This window comes from Amycolatopsis deserti (assembly GCF_014653945.1).
Classification (GTDB): Bacteria; Actinomycetota; Actinomycetes; order Mycobacteriales; family Pseudonocardiaceae; genus Amycolatopsis_E; species Amycolatopsis_E deserti.
Genome location: NZ_BNAU01000001.1, coordinates 1,123,129 through 1,137,039, shown reverse-complemented (window position 1 = coordinate 1,137,039; position 13,911 = coordinate 1,123,129). Strand labels below are relative to the sequence as shown.

At 70.5% G+C, this 13,911-nt stretch carries 18 protein-coding genes; 10 read left to right on the top strand and 8 right to left on the bottom strand.

Annotated features, from left to right (window positions below):
• Positions 1-174 precede the first annotated feature (174 nt).
• Positions 175-939 carry a DUF2382 domain-containing protein gene (locus IE290_RS05500; protein ID WP_191243360.1) on the top strand — a complete coding sequence of 255 codons (765 nt, stop codon included), beginning with the start codon at positions 175-177 and terminating at the stop codon, positions 937-939.
• Positions 940-1,017: 78 nt separating this feature from the next.
• Here the strand turns inward: IE290_RS05500 and IE290_RS05495 are convergent, their stop codons facing one another.
• Together IE290_RS05495 and IE290_RS05490 are read right to left on the bottom strand one after the other, a co-directional pair.
• Positions 1,018-1,365 carry an RNA polymerase-binding protein RbpA gene (locus IE290_RS05495; protein ID WP_017982421.1) on the bottom strand — a complete coding sequence of 116 codons (348 nt, stop codon included), beginning with the start codon at positions 1,363-1,365 and terminating at the stop codon, positions 1,018-1,020.
• A 228-nt stretch (positions 1,366-1,593) separates the two neighbouring features.
• Complete coding sequence (locus IE290_RS05490; RefSeq protein ID WP_191243359.1) at positions 1,594-2,349, bottom strand: thymidine kinase; 756 nt, start codon at positions 2,347-2,349, stop codon at positions 1,594-1,596.
• A 239-nt stretch (positions 2,350-2,588) separates the two neighbouring features.
• Between IE290_RS05490 and IE290_RS05485 the strand changes: the two genes are divergently transcribed.
• Positions 2,589-3,260 (top strand): transglycosylase family protein, encoded by a 672-nt coding sequence (locus IE290_RS05485; protein ID WP_191243358.1) that lies wholly within the window; start codon positions 2,589-2,591, stop codon positions 3,258-3,260.
• A gap of 106 nt (positions 3,261-3,366) precedes the next feature.
• Here the strand turns inward: IE290_RS05485 and IE290_RS38485 are convergent, their stop codons facing one another.
• Both IE290_RS38485 and IE290_RS05475 read right to left on the bottom strand, forming a co-directional pair.
• On the bottom strand, positions 3,367-3,570 hold the full coding sequence (locus IE290_RS38485) for a helix-turn-helix domain-containing protein (RefSeq protein WP_373300415.1): 204 nt from the start codon (positions 3,568-3,570) through the stop codon (positions 3,367-3,369).
• Positions 3,571-3,683: 113 nt separating this feature from the next.
• Complete coding sequence (locus IE290_RS05475) at positions 3,684-4,487, bottom strand: glycerophosphodiester phosphodiesterase family protein (protein ID WP_373300393.1); 804 nt, start codon at positions 4,485-4,487, stop codon at positions 3,684-3,686.
• A 48-nt stretch (positions 4,488-4,535) separates the two neighbouring features.
• On the opposite strand from IE290_RS05475, the gene IE290_RS05470 reads away from it, so the two are divergent.
• The 4 genes from IE290_RS05470 to IE290_RS05455 all read left to right on the top strand — a co-directional run bounded on the left by IE290_RS05470 (position 4,536) and on the right by IE290_RS05455 (position 8,267).
• Positions 4,536-4,907: a hypothetical protein gene (locus IE290_RS05470; RefSeq protein WP_373300392.1), complete on the top strand. Its 372-nt coding sequence runs from the start codon at positions 4,536-4,538 to the stop codon at positions 4,905-4,907.
• 95 nt (positions 4,908-5,002) lie between these two features.
• The gene (locus IE290_RS05465; RefSeq protein WP_191243970.1) at positions 5,003-5,401 is read left to right on the top strand and encodes a helix-turn-helix transcriptional regulator; all 399 of its coding nucleotides are present in this window, start codon (positions 5,003-5,005) and stop codon (positions 5,399-5,401) included.
• A 10-nt stretch (positions 5,402-5,411) separates the two neighbouring features.
• Positions 5,412-5,819 carry a VOC family protein gene (locus IE290_RS05460; RefSeq protein ID WP_191243355.1) on the top strand — a complete coding sequence of 136 codons (408 nt, stop codon included), beginning with the start codon at positions 5,412-5,414 and terminating at the stop codon, positions 5,817-5,819.
• 57 nt (positions 5,820-5,876) lie between these two features.
• Positions 5,877-8,267, top strand: a complete 2,391-nt coding sequence (locus IE290_RS05455; RefSeq protein WP_191243354.1) for an ATP-binding cassette domain-containing protein — start codon at positions 5,877-5,879, stop codon at positions 8,265-8,267.
• 12 nt (positions 8,268-8,279) lie between these two features.
• Here IE290_RS05455 and IE290_RS05450 read toward each other — a convergent pair whose 3' ends face one another.
• Positions 8,280-9,029 carry an SDR family oxidoreductase gene (locus IE290_RS05450; protein ID WP_191243353.1) on the bottom strand — a complete coding sequence of 250 codons (750 nt, stop codon included), beginning with the start codon at positions 9,027-9,029 and terminating at the stop codon, positions 8,280-8,282.
• Between IE290_RS05450 and IE290_RS05445 the strand changes: the two genes are divergently transcribed.
• Positions 9,016-9,516: a MarR family winged helix-turn-helix transcriptional regulator gene (locus IE290_RS05445; protein ID WP_229874230.1), complete on the top strand. Its 501-nt coding sequence runs from the start codon at positions 9,016-9,018 to the stop codon at positions 9,514-9,516. The two genes, IE290_RS05450 and IE290_RS05445, sit on opposite strands and share 14 nt — an antisense overlap.
• 7 nt (positions 9,517-9,523) lie before the next feature.
• Here IE290_RS05445 and IE290_RS05440 read toward each other — a convergent pair whose 3' ends face one another.
• Positions 9,524-9,802 carry a hypothetical protein gene (locus tag IE290_RS05440; RefSeq protein ID WP_191243352.1) on the bottom strand — a complete coding sequence of 93 codons (279 nt, stop codon included), beginning with the start codon at positions 9,800-9,802 and terminating at the stop codon, positions 9,524-9,526.
• Between the two features lie 110 nt (positions 9,803-9,912).
• Positions 9,913-11,061, bottom strand: a complete 1,149-nt coding sequence (locus IE290_RS05435) for an epoxide hydrolase family protein (protein ID WP_229874228.1) — start codon at positions 11,059-11,061, stop codon at positions 9,913-9,915.
• Between the two features lie 81 nt (positions 11,062-11,142).
• Between IE290_RS05435 and IE290_RS05430 the strand changes: the two genes are divergently transcribed.
• The 3 genes from IE290_RS05430 (at position 11,143) to IE290_RS05420 (ending at position 13,112) form a co-directional block, all read left to right on the top strand.
• On the top strand, positions 11,143-11,718 hold the full coding sequence (locus tag IE290_RS05430; protein ID WP_191243350.1) for a CGNR zinc finger domain-containing protein: 576 nt from the start codon (positions 11,143-11,145) through the stop codon (positions 11,716-11,718).
• A 219-nt stretch (positions 11,719-11,937) separates the two neighbouring features.
• Positions 11,938-12,771 carry a hypothetical protein gene (locus IE290_RS05425; protein ID WP_191243349.1) on the top strand — a complete coding sequence of 278 codons (834 nt, stop codon included), beginning with the start codon at positions 11,938-11,940 and terminating at the stop codon, positions 12,769-12,771.
• Positions 12,768-13,112 carry a transcriptional regulator gene (locus IE290_RS05420; RefSeq protein WP_229874226.1) on the top strand — a complete coding sequence of 115 codons (345 nt, stop codon included), beginning with the start codon at positions 12,768-12,770 and terminating at the stop codon, positions 13,110-13,112. The genes IE290_RS05425 and IE290_RS05420 overlap by 4 nt, the downstream gene beginning before the upstream one ends.
• Here IE290_RS05420 and IE290_RS05415 read toward each other — a convergent pair whose 3' ends face one another.
• Entirely contained in the window at positions 13,113-13,883 is a 771-nt protein-coding gene (locus IE290_RS05415; protein WP_191243347.1) for a DUF6196 family protein, read from the bottom strand.
• Positions 13,884-13,911 lie beyond the last annotated feature (28 nt).

Below are 13,911 nucleotides of genomic sequence, written 5' to 3'. Positions count from 1 at the left end.
GAGATTCGGGCTGCCTCGATAACCGATCAACGCGCAGGGTAACTGGAGGTCGAGCCGCGCGGTCCCGCGCGGCGGCACCGAAGGACCCGACTGAGCAGAATGCCGTCCTCGTCGGCGTCGGGTTCCCCGTTCATCCGCCGGCCTGTCCGCCGGCGCCTTCCCTAAGGAACCACCATGACCGAAGTCGACACGCGCTATTTCGCCGACTGGGCCGGGCACACGCTCTACCACACCAGCGGGGAGAAGATCGGCCGCGTCGAGGAGCTGTGGACCGACGACGACCAGGGCCGCCCCACGTGGCTCACGGTGCGCAGCCTGTTCGGCGGCCGGGACTCCCTGGTGCCCGTCCTGGGCGTGCGGCCCCGCGACGACGGTGACCTCGAAACGGCCTACTCGAAGGACCTGATCAAGGACGCGCCCCACGTCGAGCCCAACCCCACCGCCGAGGGCCGCCACATCGACGAGAGCGAGGAGGAGCGCCTCTACCGGCACTACCAGGTGCCACCACAGATGGCGCGGCAGGAGGAGACGACCGGCCGGGACGTGTCCGGCCCGACGACCGACGACGCGATGACGCGCTCGGAGGAACGCCTGCGGGTCGGCACCGAGCAGCGCGAACGCGGCCGCGCCCGGCTGCGCAAGTACGTCGTCACCGAAACCGAGCAGGTCGAGGTCCCGGTGTCCCGGGAGGAAGTGCGCCTGGAACGCGAGCCGATCACCGACGCCAACCGGCACCAGGCCATGGACGGCCCGGTGATCTCGGAGGAGGAACACGAAGTCGTCCTCCGGGAGGAGCGTCCGGTGGTGGACACCGAAGCCGTGCCGGTGGAACGGGTCCGGCTGGCCAAGGAACAGGTCCAGGACACCGAGACCGTGGCCGGTGAGGTCCGCAAGGAGCGCATCGAATCCGACGGGACCGAGCGCGGCCCGCGCGGCTGAGCGGAGCCCGAAGACAAGCGAAGGCCCCCGTGGCGGGAGGACACGGGGGCCTTCGGCGTGGTGGGAGAGGCAGGAGCGCTACGCCGACTTGGACGTACGCCGTCCCTTCAGCTCAGCGAGACGCTCGTTCAGCAGTTCCTCGAGCTCGGGAATGCTCCGCCGCTCGAGCAGCATGTCCCAGTGCGTGCGCGGCGGCTTGACCTTCTTCTGCTCGGGCTGCGCGCCATCGACGATCTCGGACTCGCTGCCGTGCAGGCGGCACTCCCACACCGAGGGGATCTCGGCGTCGTCGGAGAAGGGCACCTCGAACTCGTGGTTCTTCGGACACGCGTAACGCACCGTCCGGCGCGGGGCCAGATCGTGATTGCGGTCGGTCTCGTAGCTGACCGCTCCCAGCCGGCTTCCACGGAGAACACGGTCGGCCATGATGACGTCCTTTCAGTCGGCTCCGGGTCTAGAGCCAGGGTGATGCTCACCCTATGCAACGGCTACTGGCAACTGGGAATTCCCACCGCACCATGTCGTTACTCACGATGAGCTGCGTCACCCCTCGGCAACAGCTTCCTCTGTTGAGAGCCGATTCGGTGCGCGACGTGACGCGGATGTGGTGCTCTTCTCGGCATATTCCCCCGTGCGGGGGAGCGGCTGATCCGTTCAGGTCAGTCTCAGCTGACCGTGCTGTGGTGCCGCGGGCCCGAGGTCCCCGAGCCGGAAGTGGCGGCGGCATAGTACTTGATAACGCAACGTAGCCACTTCCGTCTCCCAGTGTGGTGAACTTGTGTTTTCAACTACCCCCGGAACGGTGTCGGCGACCACCACCGTGTCCCCCTCCCGGAGGACCTCCCCGTCAGCCACGCGGGCGTTGAACCGGCCCGGCGCGCCGCACCAGCACAGCACCTCGACCTGAACCGGCTGCAGCTCGTCGGCCAGTTCGAACAGCCGCCGCGCGCCGGGGAAGAGCCGGCCGCGGAAGTCGGTGGCGATGCCGAAGCAGTACACGTCCAGGGACACCTCGTCGGCCAGCTCGGCCAGCTGCTCGACCTGTACGGGGGACAGGAACTGCGCCTCGTCCACGATCAGGTAGTCCAGGTGACGGCCGGCGACCCACTCGCGGCGGGCCAGCTGCCGCAGGTCGGTGTCCGCGCCCACCTCGGTCGCCCCGCGGGTGATCCCGATCCGGCTGCTGATCCGCGGCTCGCCCGACCGGTCGTGCCGCACCAACAGCATCCCGCGCCGGCCCTGCCGCGCGTGGTTGTGGTCGATCTGCAGCGCCAGCGTGGACTTGCCGCAGTCCATCGGTCCGTAGCAGAACCGCAGCCTGCCCCGCGCCGGCGCGCCCGAGCCGTTGCGCGAGGGCAGCGGGGACAGCGCGTCGGTCGGGTCCGGATCGGAGTCGCCAAGGGTGGTCACGACCGACGACCCTATCCAGCACCGCCCCCGCCTCCCTTGATCGGGTGAAAACAGCCGAGCCGCCGCCTCCGGACGCCGATGACAGGGGAGTGGGGGCCAAGGGGAGTGTTTTGTCCGGTTTTCCGGGGTGTTCGCAGGTGGGTGCGCGTGTCGGGAACCAGCGCCCTGGTGGTGCCTGTGATGCCGATGGGCTTGGTGTGACAGTTGTGGTTCCTGATGTCCGAACTTACGGTGGCCGCATGAGAAAGCCCCGGTGGAGACCCTCGGCCCGCGCGAGCGCCGGGCTCGTGCTCACGGTGCTGCTGGCACTCGGGGTCCAGGTGGTCACCGCCCCGTCCGCGGCGGCCGACCCGAGCGCGGCGACCTGGCTGAAGCTGCGCATGTGCGAGTCCAGCAACCGCTACTCGGTCAACACCGGCAACGGCTACTACGGCGCCTACCAGTTCGACCTGCCCACCTGGCGCAGCGTCGGCGGCAAGGGCCGCCCCGACCTCGCCACCCCCGCCGAGCAGGACTACCGGGCGCTCTACCTCTACCGCATGCGCGGCTGGCAGCCCTGGGAGTGCGCCGGCATGCTCGGCCTGCGCAACGACAAGGACGCCCGCAGCAAGCGCGTCCCCACCTACGCCGAGAGCGCCTACATCGGCGGCGGCCACGTCCCCGCCCCGGCGCCGGTGACCAAACCCGCCTGGCCCGGCGTCGTCTACGCCTACGGCGACTGTGCCGAGGCCCTCAAGACCTTCCAGCTGCGGATGAACGCCTTCGGCTACGGCTTCACCGGCACCGGCTGCTACTACGACAAGACCCGCGACGCCGTGCTGGACCTGCAACGCGCCAACGGCATCACCGACTCCGGCCGCCTAGGCCCGAAGACCTGGAACGCGGCCTGGGAGGGCACAGCGCCGCGCTAGGTGTCGTGACCTGGCAGGTTGGGGGTGTCGGGCATCCGGGTGATCGGGTCGATCGCTGACAGCGGTGGGACGTGGTGACGGCGCAGGACACGACCGACGGTGGTGGCTACCAGGCCCAGCAGTGCCAAGATCGCGGCTTCGGTTTCCGCGGGCATGCGGGTCGAGCTGTGGTGCGGGCGCAGGCGCGGTCGGCCAATCCGGCCTCGCCCTCCTCCCGGTGCCGGGTCACCCACTTGCACACCGGGGAGTGCGCCACCCCGAGCTGTTCGGCGATCCGCGCCGGCGGCCACCCCGCCTCATACCGCGCCATCATCATCGAGGACCTCCGATGCCGGTGAGCTGTGTCGCGACACCCACGCCGCCCGGAGGGTCCTCCCCACGATCAACCCGACACGCCGTCCACAACCTCACAAGTCACGACAGCTAGGCCGCCGGCGGCCAGGCGCCGCGCTCGGTGAGCACCTCACGCAGCACGTCCGGCCGGTCGGTGACGATGCCGTGCACCCCCAGCTCCAGCAGCCGCTCCATGTGGGCCCGGTCGTTGATCGTCCAGGCGTGCACCTCGACGCCGGCCCGCTCGGCGCTGCGCACGAACCCGCGGTCGATCACCGTCATCGCGCCCTGCCGGGAAGGCACCTGCGCCAGTTCGCCCCGGCGCAGGAACCCCAGCCGCGCCCACGGCAGCCACCCGCTGGCCCACAGCACGGCCGCCGACCGCGGGCCCATCGACGTGATCAGCTTCGGCCCCGCCAGCTTCCGGATCGCGGCCAGCCTGGTGTCGGAGAACGCGGCCGCCGCGACCCGGTCGAACGCGCCCATCCGCTCGAGCGTCTTGACGAACGGCACGACCGCCCGGCTGGTCTTGACGTCGATGTTGAACCGGGTCTGGGGGAGTTCCTCCAGCACGTCCTCCAGCCGCGGCACCGGCGTGCGGCCGCCGATCTTGGCCCGCCGCACCGCCGACCACGTCTGCTTCGCGATCGGGCCGTGCCCGTCGGTCGTGCGGTCCAGCAGCGCGTCGTGGTGCACCACGACCACACCGTCGGCCGTGGCGTGCACGTCGGTCTCGACGTAGGCGAAGCCCTCGGCGGCCGCGCGCTGGAAGGCGGGCAGCGAGTTCTCCAGCCCGTCCAGCTCGTCCAGGTGCCACCCGCGATGGGCGAACGCACGGGGCAGGGTGCCGCTCAGGTACGGGTGGTTGATCTGCACCCGACCAGTGTGCGGCATCGGCGTGGCCGAGGCATGAGTTCGGAGTAGCCGGTTAGGGTCTGCTGCGTGAGCGGACAGGTGGACCAGATCGAGGCGGTGGCCCCGCGCCGGCGGCGGGAGGGCGCCGTCCTGCACTGCGGGTGGTGCGGCAGGCCGATCGAGCAGGGGAGCACCGGCCGCCGCCGGCGGTACTGCGGGCAGTCCTGCCGCCAGCGCGCCTACGAACGCCGGGTCGCCGTCCAGCGCACCGGCCTGCCCGACGACGCCGTCGTGCTCTCCGACACCGAGCTGACCGCCCTGCAGGACCGCCTGTTCCAGCTGCGCTGCGCCGCCGAGGACGTCGTCACGGCCGCCGACGACGGCGCCGACGCCGCCGAGCTGCGCCGCATGGCCCGCGAACTCGCCGAAACGGCCCGCGACCTGGAACGCCTGCGCTGAGTCGGCTGAATCGCCTGCCGGGCCACCGCCCGGTATGGCACGATTTCGCGGTGACCAGGAGTTCCAGCGAGGCCCAGCGCCTGCGCGACCTCGCGATGCTGCGCCGCGTCAAGGACCGGATCGACCGGGAGTACGCGCAGCCGCTGGACGTCGAGGCGCTCGCCCGCGGCGTGAACGTCTCCGCCGGGCACCTCAGCCGGGAGTTCAAGCGCGCCTACGGCGAATCGCCCTACTCCTACCTCATGACCCGGCGCATCGAACGCGCGATGGCGCTGCTGCGCCGGGGTGACCTGAGCGTCACCGAGGTCTGCTTCGCCGTGGGCTGCTCGTCACTGGGCACCTTCAGCACCCGCTTCACCGAACTGGTCGGCATGCCACCCAGCGCCTACCGCGCCCAGGCCGCCGACGCGACCCTGGGCATGCCCCCGTGCGTCGCCAAACAGGTCACCAGACCGGTCAGGAATCGAGAAGCGCCGCCCGCGGCCCGGAAATAGTGTGGCCGCCATGGACATCAGCATTCACGCCACCTACCTCCCGCACAACGACCACGACGCCGCGATCGCCTTCTACCGCGACGTCCTCGGGTTCGAGGTCCGCAACGACGTCGGCTTCAACGGCATGCACTGGATCACCGTCGGCCCGCCCGGGCAGGACGTCTCCATCGTGCTGTACCCGCCGGAGGCCACCCCCGGCATCACCGACGAGGAGCGCGGCGCCATCTCCGAGATGATGGCCAAGGGCACCTTCGCCAGCATCAACCTGGCCACCAAGGACCTCGAGGGCGTCTTCGAACGCCTGCAGGCCCGCGACGCCGAGGTGGTCCAGGAGCCGGTCGACCAGCCCTACGGCGTGCGCGACTGCGCCTTCCGCGACCCCGCGGGCAACATGATCCGCATCCAGCAGCTGAGCTGACCCCACCGCGTGGCCGGCGACCGCCGGCCACGCCCCGAACCCCTTTCAGGAGACCCGATGACCAAGGCCGCCCGGAAGAACACGCAGGGGCCTGCCACGCACGCCGCCGACAGCCACGACCGCATCCGGGTGCACGGCGCGCGCGAGAACAACCTCAAGGACGTCAGCGTCGAGCTGCCCAAGCGCCGGCTGACCGTGTTCACCGGCGTGTCCGGCTCCGGCAAGAGCTCCCTGGTGTTCGGCACCATCGCCGCCGAGTCGCAGCGGCTGATCAACGAGACCTACAGCGCCTTCGTGCAGGGCTTCATGCCGACGCTGTCCAGACCCGAGGTCGACGTGCTGGACGGGCTCACCACCGCGATCATCGTCGACCAGGAGCGGATGGGCGCCAACCCGCGCTCCACCGTGGGCACCGCCACCGACGCCAACGCGATGCTGCGCATCCTGTTCAGCCGCCTCGGCGAGCCGCACATCGGCTCACCCCAGGCGTTCTCCTTCAACGTCGCCTCCATCAGCGGCGCGGGCGCGGTCACGATGGAACGCGGCGGGCGGACCGTGAAGGAACGCCGCAGCTTCAACATCACCGGCGGCATGTGCCTGCGCTGCGAGGGCATGGGCCGGGTCTCCGACATCGACCTCGCCCAGCTCTACGACGAGACCAAGTCCCTCAACGAGGGCGCGCTGACCATCCCCGGCTACAGCATGGACGGCTGGTACGGCCGCATCTTCACCGGCTGCGGCTTCTTCGACCCGGACAAGCCGATCCGCAAGTACACCAAGCGCGAGCTCAACGACCTGCTGTACAAGGAGCCGACGAAGATCAAGGTCGACGGCATCAACCTCACCTACGAGGGCCTGATCCCGAAGATCCAGAAGTCGATGCTGTCCAAGGACAAGGAGGCTCTGCAGCCGCACATCCGCGCCTTCGTCGAGCGCGCCGTCACCTTCGCCACCTGCCCGGAGTGCGACGGCACCCGGCTGTCCGCCGAGGCCCGGTCGTCGAAGATCAACGGCATCAGCATCGCCGACGCGTGCGCCATGCAGATCAGCGACCTCGCCGAGTGGGTCAAGGGCCTGGACGAGCCGTCCGTCGCGCCGCTGCTGGAATCCCTGCGCCACACCCTGGACTCGTTCGTCGAGATCGGGCTCGGCTACCTCAGCCTGGACCGGCCCTCCGGCACCCTCTCCGGCGGCGAGGCGCAGCGCACCAAGATGATCCGCCACCTCGGGTCCTCGCTCACCGACGTCACCTACGTCTTCGACGAGCCCACGATCGGGCTGCACCCGCACGACATCCAGCGCATGAACAACCTGCTGCTGCAGCTGCGCGACAAGGGCAACACGGTGCTGGTGGTCGAGCACAAGCCGGAGGCGATCGCGATCGCCGACCACGTCGTCGACCTCGGCCCGGGTGCGGGCACCGAGGGCGGGGAAGTGGTGTTCGAAGGCACCGTCGAGGGGCTGCGCGCCAGCGGCACGCTCACCGGGCGGCACCTGGACGACCGGGCCGCGCTCAAGCCGTCGGTGCGGGAACCGTCCGGCAAGCTGGAGGTCCGCGGCGCGAACAAGCACAACCTGCGCGACGTGGACGTGGACATCCCGCTCGGCGTGCTGGTCGTCGTCACCGGCGTGGCCGGATCGGGCAAGAGCTCGCTGATCCACGGCTCGGTGTCCGGCCGTGACGGGGTCGTGACCGTCGACCAGGGCGCGATCAAGGGGTCGCGGCGCAGCAACCCGGCCACCTACACCGGGCTGCTCGAACCGATCCGCAAGGCGTTCGCCAAGGCCAACGGCGTCAAGCCCGCATTGTTCAGCGCGAACTCCGAGGGCGCCTGCCCGGCCTGCAACGGCGCCGGCGTGATCTACACCGACCTCGCCATGATGGCCGGCGTCGCCACCACCTGTGAGGAGTGCGAGGGCAAGCGGTTCCAGGCCGAGGTGCTGGAGTACAAGCTCGGCGGGCGCGACATCAGCGAGGTGCTCGCGATGCCGGTGTCCGAGGCACTGCCGTTCTTCGCCGACGGCGAGTCGAAGGTGCCCGCCGCCCACAAGATCCTCACCCACCTAGCCGACGTCGGCCTCGGCTACCTGACGCTGGGGCAGCCGCTGACGACGCTGTCCGGCGGCGAGCGCCAGCGGCTCAAGCTGGCCACGCACATGGGGGAGAAGGGCGGCGTGTACGTCCTCGACGAGCCCACGACCGGCCTGCACCTGGCCGACGTCGAGCAGCTGCTGGCCCTGCTGGACCGGCTCGTGGACGCCGGCAAGTCGGTCATCGTGATCGAACACCACCAGGCGGTGATGGCCCACGCGGACTGGATCATCGACCTGGGACCCGGCGCCGGCCACGACGGCGGGCAGATCGTGTTCGAGGGCACGCCGGGGGAGCTGGTGGCCAAGCGGCCCACGTTGACCGGTGAGCACCTGGCCGAATACGTGGGCTCCTGACCGCCCCCGGCGTCACACCTGGTTCGCGCCGCCGTCGACGAACATCTCGATGCCCGTGACGAAGGTGCTCTGGCCGGAGGCGAGGAACAGCGCGACATCGGCGACCTCCTCGGGCCGCCCCATCCGTCCCAGCGGGACGGTGCCGGTGAGCATCCGCTTCAACTCGGCGGCTTGCTCGTCGCCGGCGGCCAGCCCGGTGACACCGGGTGTGTCGACCGGCCCCGGGCTGAGGGTGTTCACCCGGATCCCGCGGCCCTTGAGCTCGTTCGCCCAGGTCCGGGCGAACGAGCGGATCGCGGCCTTGGAGGCGCCGTAGACGCCGAACGCCTCGGTGCCCACGGTCGCCGCGGTCGATCCGGTGAGGATGACCGACGCGCCGTCGTTGAGCAGGGGGAGTGCTTTTTGGACGGTGAAGAGCGTGCCGCGCACGTTGGTGCCGAAGAGGTCGTCGAAGTGCTGCTCGGTCACCTGGTCCAGGGTGGCGAACGAGCCGCCGCCCGCGTTGGCCCACAGCACGTCGATGCGCAGGTCCTGCTCGCGGATGGTGTCGTAGAGCCGGTCGAGGTCGGCGAGATCGGAACTGTCGACGCGCACGGCGGTGACCGAGCCGTCGATCGTGGCGACCGCTTCCTTGAGCGCGTCTTCGCGGCGGCCGGTGATGAACACGTGGGCGCCCTCGGCGGCGAAGCGCCGTGCCCCGGCGAGGCCGATGCCGCTGTTGGCTCCGGTGATGACCGCGGTTTTGCCGGTGAGAACTGTCATTTCCCTCGTTCCTGTCGAACCGGGCGGGCAGGAGCAGCAGCGCGCCTGGCTCGCCTACATCCGCGTCCAGCTGCGGCTCCGCTACGAGATGAACCGGCAGCTGCAGGCCGACAGTGACATCTCTCTCGCCGACTACGACGTGCTGACCGCGCTGAGCGTCGCGCCGGAGGGGCGCCTGCAGATGACGGCGCTGGCCAACCACATCGGCTGGGAACGCACGCGGACCTCGCACCACGCGCGCCGCATGGAGGCCCGCGGACTGCTCCGGCTGCGACAGTCCACCGTGGACCGCCGCGCCATCGAGGTCAGCCTGAGCGACGAGGGGAAAGCCCTGCTGGAGGACGCCGCGCCGGGCCACGTGAAGCTGGTGAAGGACCTTTTCTTCGCCGGCCTGCGCCAGGACCTCGTGCCGGCTCTGACCGAAGCGATGGAGGGCGTGTACTCGACGCTGCTGGCGCGCGGCATGTTGCCACCGCCGCCGCTGTGAGGCCCGTTCAGTGGTGTCCGGGGTGCGGCATGAGCAGGCGCGCGTAGATCAACCCGAGGAGACCGAACCCGGACAAGGCGACGCCCACCGGGTGGGCTTCGAGCTTGGCGGGAAAGCAGTCTTCGAGCACGTAGCGCCGCAGCTGCTCCGAGGGGTCGCACGCCGCGCCGGTCGCCGTGACGAACGCGGGTTCCGCCATGAGGCTCATGAGGCTCTGGAACCCGACGAACGCACCGACGGCCATCGCCACGACGCTGATCACTGCGACGGTGGTGCGCGGTGTCATGAGCTCACCCCGGTGTCAGGGGAAATCGATCATTCGTCGCTGCGCCCGGACACTTCGTTACGCCCGCTCAGCGGCGCGCCGATAATGCACATTATGTCAAGTAGTGGCGATCACCGGCGGGCGGCCAGCACTGCCGCGAGCCCCTCTCGCACGTCCTGGACGAAGTACCCGGGCACCTCCAGCGACGGGAAATGTCCCCCGCGTTCCGGCGCCCTCCACCGGACGATCTGCCGGAACCGCTCCCGCACCCAGGGACGCGGGTGCTTCTCGATGTCGCGCGGGTACACGGTGATCGCCGACGGGACGTCCACCCGGAGTTCGGGGTCCAGCGAGTTGTGGCTTTCGTAGTAGATGCGGGCCGCTGACGCGCCGGACCGCGTCAGCCAGTACAGCGTGACGTTGTCGAGAACGCGGTCCCGGGAAATCGTCTCGAACGGGCTGTCCTCGGTGTCCGACCACTCGGCGAACTTGTCCAGGATCCAGGCCAGCAACCCGACCGGTGAGTCGACGAGCGAGTAGCCGATGGTCTGCGGCCGGGTCGCCTGCTGCTTGGCGTACGCCGCGCGGTGGTGCCAGAAATGGTCGGTGTCCTCGGCCCACTCGCGCTCGGCCGCCGTCAGCCCGTCCGTCGCCAGCCCCGGCGGTGCCTGCGCGGTCGTGGCGTGGATGCCGAGAACGTGATCCGGGAACCTGCCGCCGAGGATCGTGGTGATCACGCCTCCCCAGTCGCCGCCTTGGGCGACGAACTCGTCGTAGCCGAGCCGTCCCATCAGCTCCACCCACGCGGCCGCGATCTTTTCGGTCCCCCACCCGGTGGTGGCCGGCTTGTCGCTGTACCCGAAGCCGGGCAACGACGGAACCACGACGTGGAACGCCGGCGCGTCCGGGTCTTCCGGATCGGCCAGCTCGTCCACCACGTCGACGAACTCGGCGATGCTGCCTGGCCAGCCGTGCGTCAGGACCAGCGGAGTGGCGTCCGCGCGCGTGGATCGGCGGTGCAGGAAGTGGATCCCCACATCGTCGATCGTCGTGCGGAACTGGCCGATCTCGTTGAGGCGCTCTTCGAAGGACCGCCAGTCGTAGCCGGTGCGCCAGTAATCCACGACCTCGGCGAGGTCGGCGAGCGGAACACCCTGGTCCCACCGGCGGGCGCGGTGGACCGTCTCGGCCTCCGGCAGCCGCGCGGCGGCCAGTCGTGCGCGCAGATCGTCGAGATCGGCATCGGGTGCGTGGGCTTCGAATGCTTGCACGTCGGGCATCGGACCCTCCTGAACTCGTGGAACCATCTAAGACGGTTCTAACATGGCTACCGGGTGGCGGCAACCTGCTAAGGTGGTTCCATGCCGGCCGCGTTCCCCGACTTCCGCCTCGGCAACGTGCTGGCGACCAGCTTCACCGGGACCCTGTCGGAGCGGCACGGCAATCCGGTGGAGCGCATCCCGGTGCCGCAGCGGCTCGTCGATTGGCTGGCCGTGAGCGGGCTCGCCGTGGACTCCTGCACCCCCGCCCAGCTCGAGCTCGCCTGGGAGCTCCGGGAAGCGATCCACGCCGCCGCGACAGCCGCCGCGAAACACGAACCACTCCCCCCGTCCGCTGTCCAGGTCATCAACGACCGCAGCGCGCAGGGTCGGGCGGCGGCTGTCCTGACGCCCGAGGGCAAGCGACGATGGCAGCTCAGCTCGGCGTCCAGCGTGGAAGACGCCCTGGGGGTGATCGCCGCGGACGCGATCAGCATCATCGCGGGCGAACGCGACGGACGGCTGGCCCTGTGCGCCTCGCCCACCTGCCAAGCCGCCTTCTTCGACACCAGCCAGAGCCGCACCCGCAGGTGGTGCGACATGAACACGTGCGGCAACCGGGAGAAGAAGGCGCGCTACTACGCCAACCGCCGCGAAACCGCCCGATCGGCACAGTGATCGTCGCCTTCGGATAGGCCCACGCCGGCGACATCTGCGAGCCATCTGTCGACGCACCCGCGCGAGCCCGTCCTACCCGCGCGTCTCACCTGTGGCGGTCCGCGCTCGCCGCGAGGTCTCAGCTGAGGCTCGTGCCGCCACCCGGTCCCACCCACGGTCCTCCGTGCGCTATCGTCTGCTCGCAGATCTAGTTTGCGAAACAAACCAGTTGGGGGCTCGATGACTGACATCCCACCGGCCGACCTGCTCGACGAGATGGCGCGGTTGCGCGCGAGGGCGCGGGCGGACCGGCACGCGTACGTCCCGCCACTGGTCCTGTTCGGCGTGCTCGTGCTGCTGGCGCCGCTGTGGTCGGATGGCGGGCCGCCGAAGTTCGCCGTCGCGGGCGTGTGGTTCGGTGCGCCCCTGCAGCTGTACTGGCTGGTCGCGGTCGTCGGCGGGTTCCTGGCGACCGCGGCCTGGTATCTCCACCGCGGCAGCCGGAGCGGGGTGCGCACGCGGATCGGCGGCTACCTCGCGATCGGCCTGGCCGGGGTCCTGACGATGTCGTTGGGCATGGCGGCAGTGGCGTCGTTTCATTCCCGCCCCGGGCTTGTCCCGTACACCCAGCCGTCTTTCACGATCCCCGTGGGAGCCGGCGCTGTCCTCGCGCTCGGTGGAGTTCTGTGGCTCCGATCGAGGCTCGGCGGCCGGACCGCGCGCGGTGTCGCCTCCGCTGCCGCGGTGATCTTCGGCTGCGGCGCGCTGGGGATGCTGGACCTGCACTTCGCACCGGCGCGGCCCTACGCGCCACTACTGGCGATCGCGCTCGGCCTGATCGGCCTGGCGTGGTTGGAGCGCAGCCCCGTGCTCGGCGTGATCAGCGGCATCTTCGCGGCCAGCGCGCTGCTGGCGAACCTCTACAACATGCAACACGCGTTCTTCCACCTCGGCGTGTTCGCCCGCTATGAAGGTCCGGAGACGATGGCGTTCACGAACACGCTCCTGCCGGGACTGGTCCTGCTCGCGGGCGGCGCGGCCGCGGCGTGGCACGAACGGCGGACGCGCCCGTGAGCGAGCACCCCGCGGCGGGCTTGGACGAGACCGTGCACCAGCGGCACCGTCTCGGCATCCTCACGATCGCCGCCGAGGCCGGGCTGGTGGACTTCGGGTACCTGCGCCGGACGCTCGACATGACGGCCGGGAACCTGTCGCGGCACCTCACGATCCTGGAGGAGGCCGGGCTGATCGACGTGGAGAAGGGCTACGAGGGCAAGCGCCCGCGCACCTGGATCACGATCAGCCCGGCGGGACGCAAGGCCCTCGCCGCGGAGGTGGCCGCGCTGCGGGCCTTGGTGGCGGCCGCCGAGCGCGCGGCCGCGGTCCGGCCGCGGACGGGCGGTCCGCCGGCCTGATCAGCTGGGGAACCGGCCGTCGCCAGGTGGAGCGGCCTCCTCGAGCCGGGTGGTCCCACTCCCCTGCCGGGTCGCCCAGGTGTAGTGCTCGGTGAGGCTCCACCGGCCGTCGGGTAGCCGGGTCACCTCGCCCTCGGAGTGGCCGCTGTCGACGGTGCCGTCCGCCTGGACCTGCAGGTACTGGAACCGGACTCGGGAGCCGTCGAGCGTGCCGGCCAGCCAGCCCTCCGCGATACCGCCGCCGCCGTAGCGTGCGGTGATCGCGTCGCCGGTCTGGTCGAAGCAGAACACCGTCCCCGGGCCGAGGGCCGAGCTCTCCCCCGTCGCCACGGTGTGCAGCACGACGCCGTCGAGGTGCTCCGTGCGGGACAGGCGCTCGAGCAGTTCCCGGACCTCCCCCGCCGCGGCCTCGGGAACCCCGTAGAAGTCGAAGATCCCGCCGCGCTCGCTGTTCTGCCCGCAGATCACGAACAACCCGCTCCCGGTCGACGCCTTCACGCGAGTGGACAGCCAGCCCACGAACCCGCTGTCGTCGGCGCCCCGCGGCAGCACGACGCGGAACACGGCGAACCGCTCCCCGGGGCCGGCCGGGCACAGCGCGCTCGCCCGGCCGTCGTCGCGGATGAGCGCGATGGCGTCCTCGCGGTACGCGGCGTCCGGGCCTTCGACGAAGGACCAGGATCCGGGCAGCCACTCGATAGCGCTCGCGCGGAACACCCGGCGCAACCGGGCTTCGGTCTGGGCACCCGTTTCCCGGGAGATCGACACCATGGCGAGCAGGCTCGCACAAGCAGAACTA

Bases quoted from the DNA above. Each gene is read 5' to 3' on its own strand.
- IE290_RS05430 (WP_191243350.1), top strand. From the start codon at position 11,143: ATGCCGGCCGCGTTCCCCGACTTCCGCCTCGGCAACGTGCTGGCGACC.
- IE290_RS05455 (WP_191243354.1), top strand. From the start codon at position 5,877: ATGACCAAGGCCGCCCGGAAGAACACGCAGGGGCCTGCCACGCACGCC.
- IE290_RS05500 (WP_191243360.1), top strand. From the start codon at position 175: ATGACCGAAGTCGACACGCGCTATTTCGCCGACTGGGCCGGGCACACG.
- IE290_RS05440 (WP_191243352.1), bottom strand. From the start codon at position 9,802: ATGACACCGCGCACCACCGTCGCAGTGATCAGCGTCGTGGCGATGGCC.
- IE290_RS05415 (WP_191243347.1), bottom strand. From the start codon at position 13,883: ATGGTGTCGATCTCCCGGGAAACGGGTGCCCAGACCGAAGCCCGGTTG.
- IE290_RS05435 (WP_229874228.1), bottom strand. From the start codon at position 11,061: ATGCCCGACGTGCAAGCATTCGAAGCCCACGCACCCGATGCCGATCTC.
- IE290_RS05495 (WP_017982421.1), bottom strand. From the start codon at position 1,365: ATGGCCGACCGTGTTCTCCGTGGAAGCCGGCTGGGAGCGGTCAGCTAC.
- IE290_RS05425 (WP_191243349.1), top strand. From the start codon at position 11,938: ATGACTGACATCCCACCGGCCGACCTGCTCGACGAGATGGCGCGGTTG.
- IE290_RS05475 (WP_373300393.1), bottom strand. From the start codon at position 4,487: ATGCCGCACACTGGTCGGGTGCAGATCAACCACCCGTACCTGAGCGGC.
- IE290_RS05485 (WP_191243358.1), top strand. From the start codon at position 2,589: ATGAGAAAGCCCCGGTGGAGACCCTCGGCCCGCGCGAGCGCCGGGCTC.
- IE290_RS38485 (WP_373300415.1), bottom strand. From the start codon at position 3,570: ATGGCGCGGTATGAGGCGGGGTGGCCGCCGGCGCGGATCGCCGAACAG.
- IE290_RS05460 (WP_191243355.1), top strand. From the start codon at position 5,412: ATGGACATCAGCATTCACGCCACCTACCTCCCGCACAACGACCACGAC.
- IE290_RS05450 (WP_191243353.1), bottom strand. From the start codon at position 9,029: ATGACAGTTCTCACCGGCAAAACCGCGGTCATCACCGGAGCCAACAGC.
- IE290_RS05465 (WP_191243970.1), top strand. From the start codon at position 5,003: ATGCTGCGCCGCGTCAAGGACCGGATCGACCGGGAGTACGCGCAGCCG.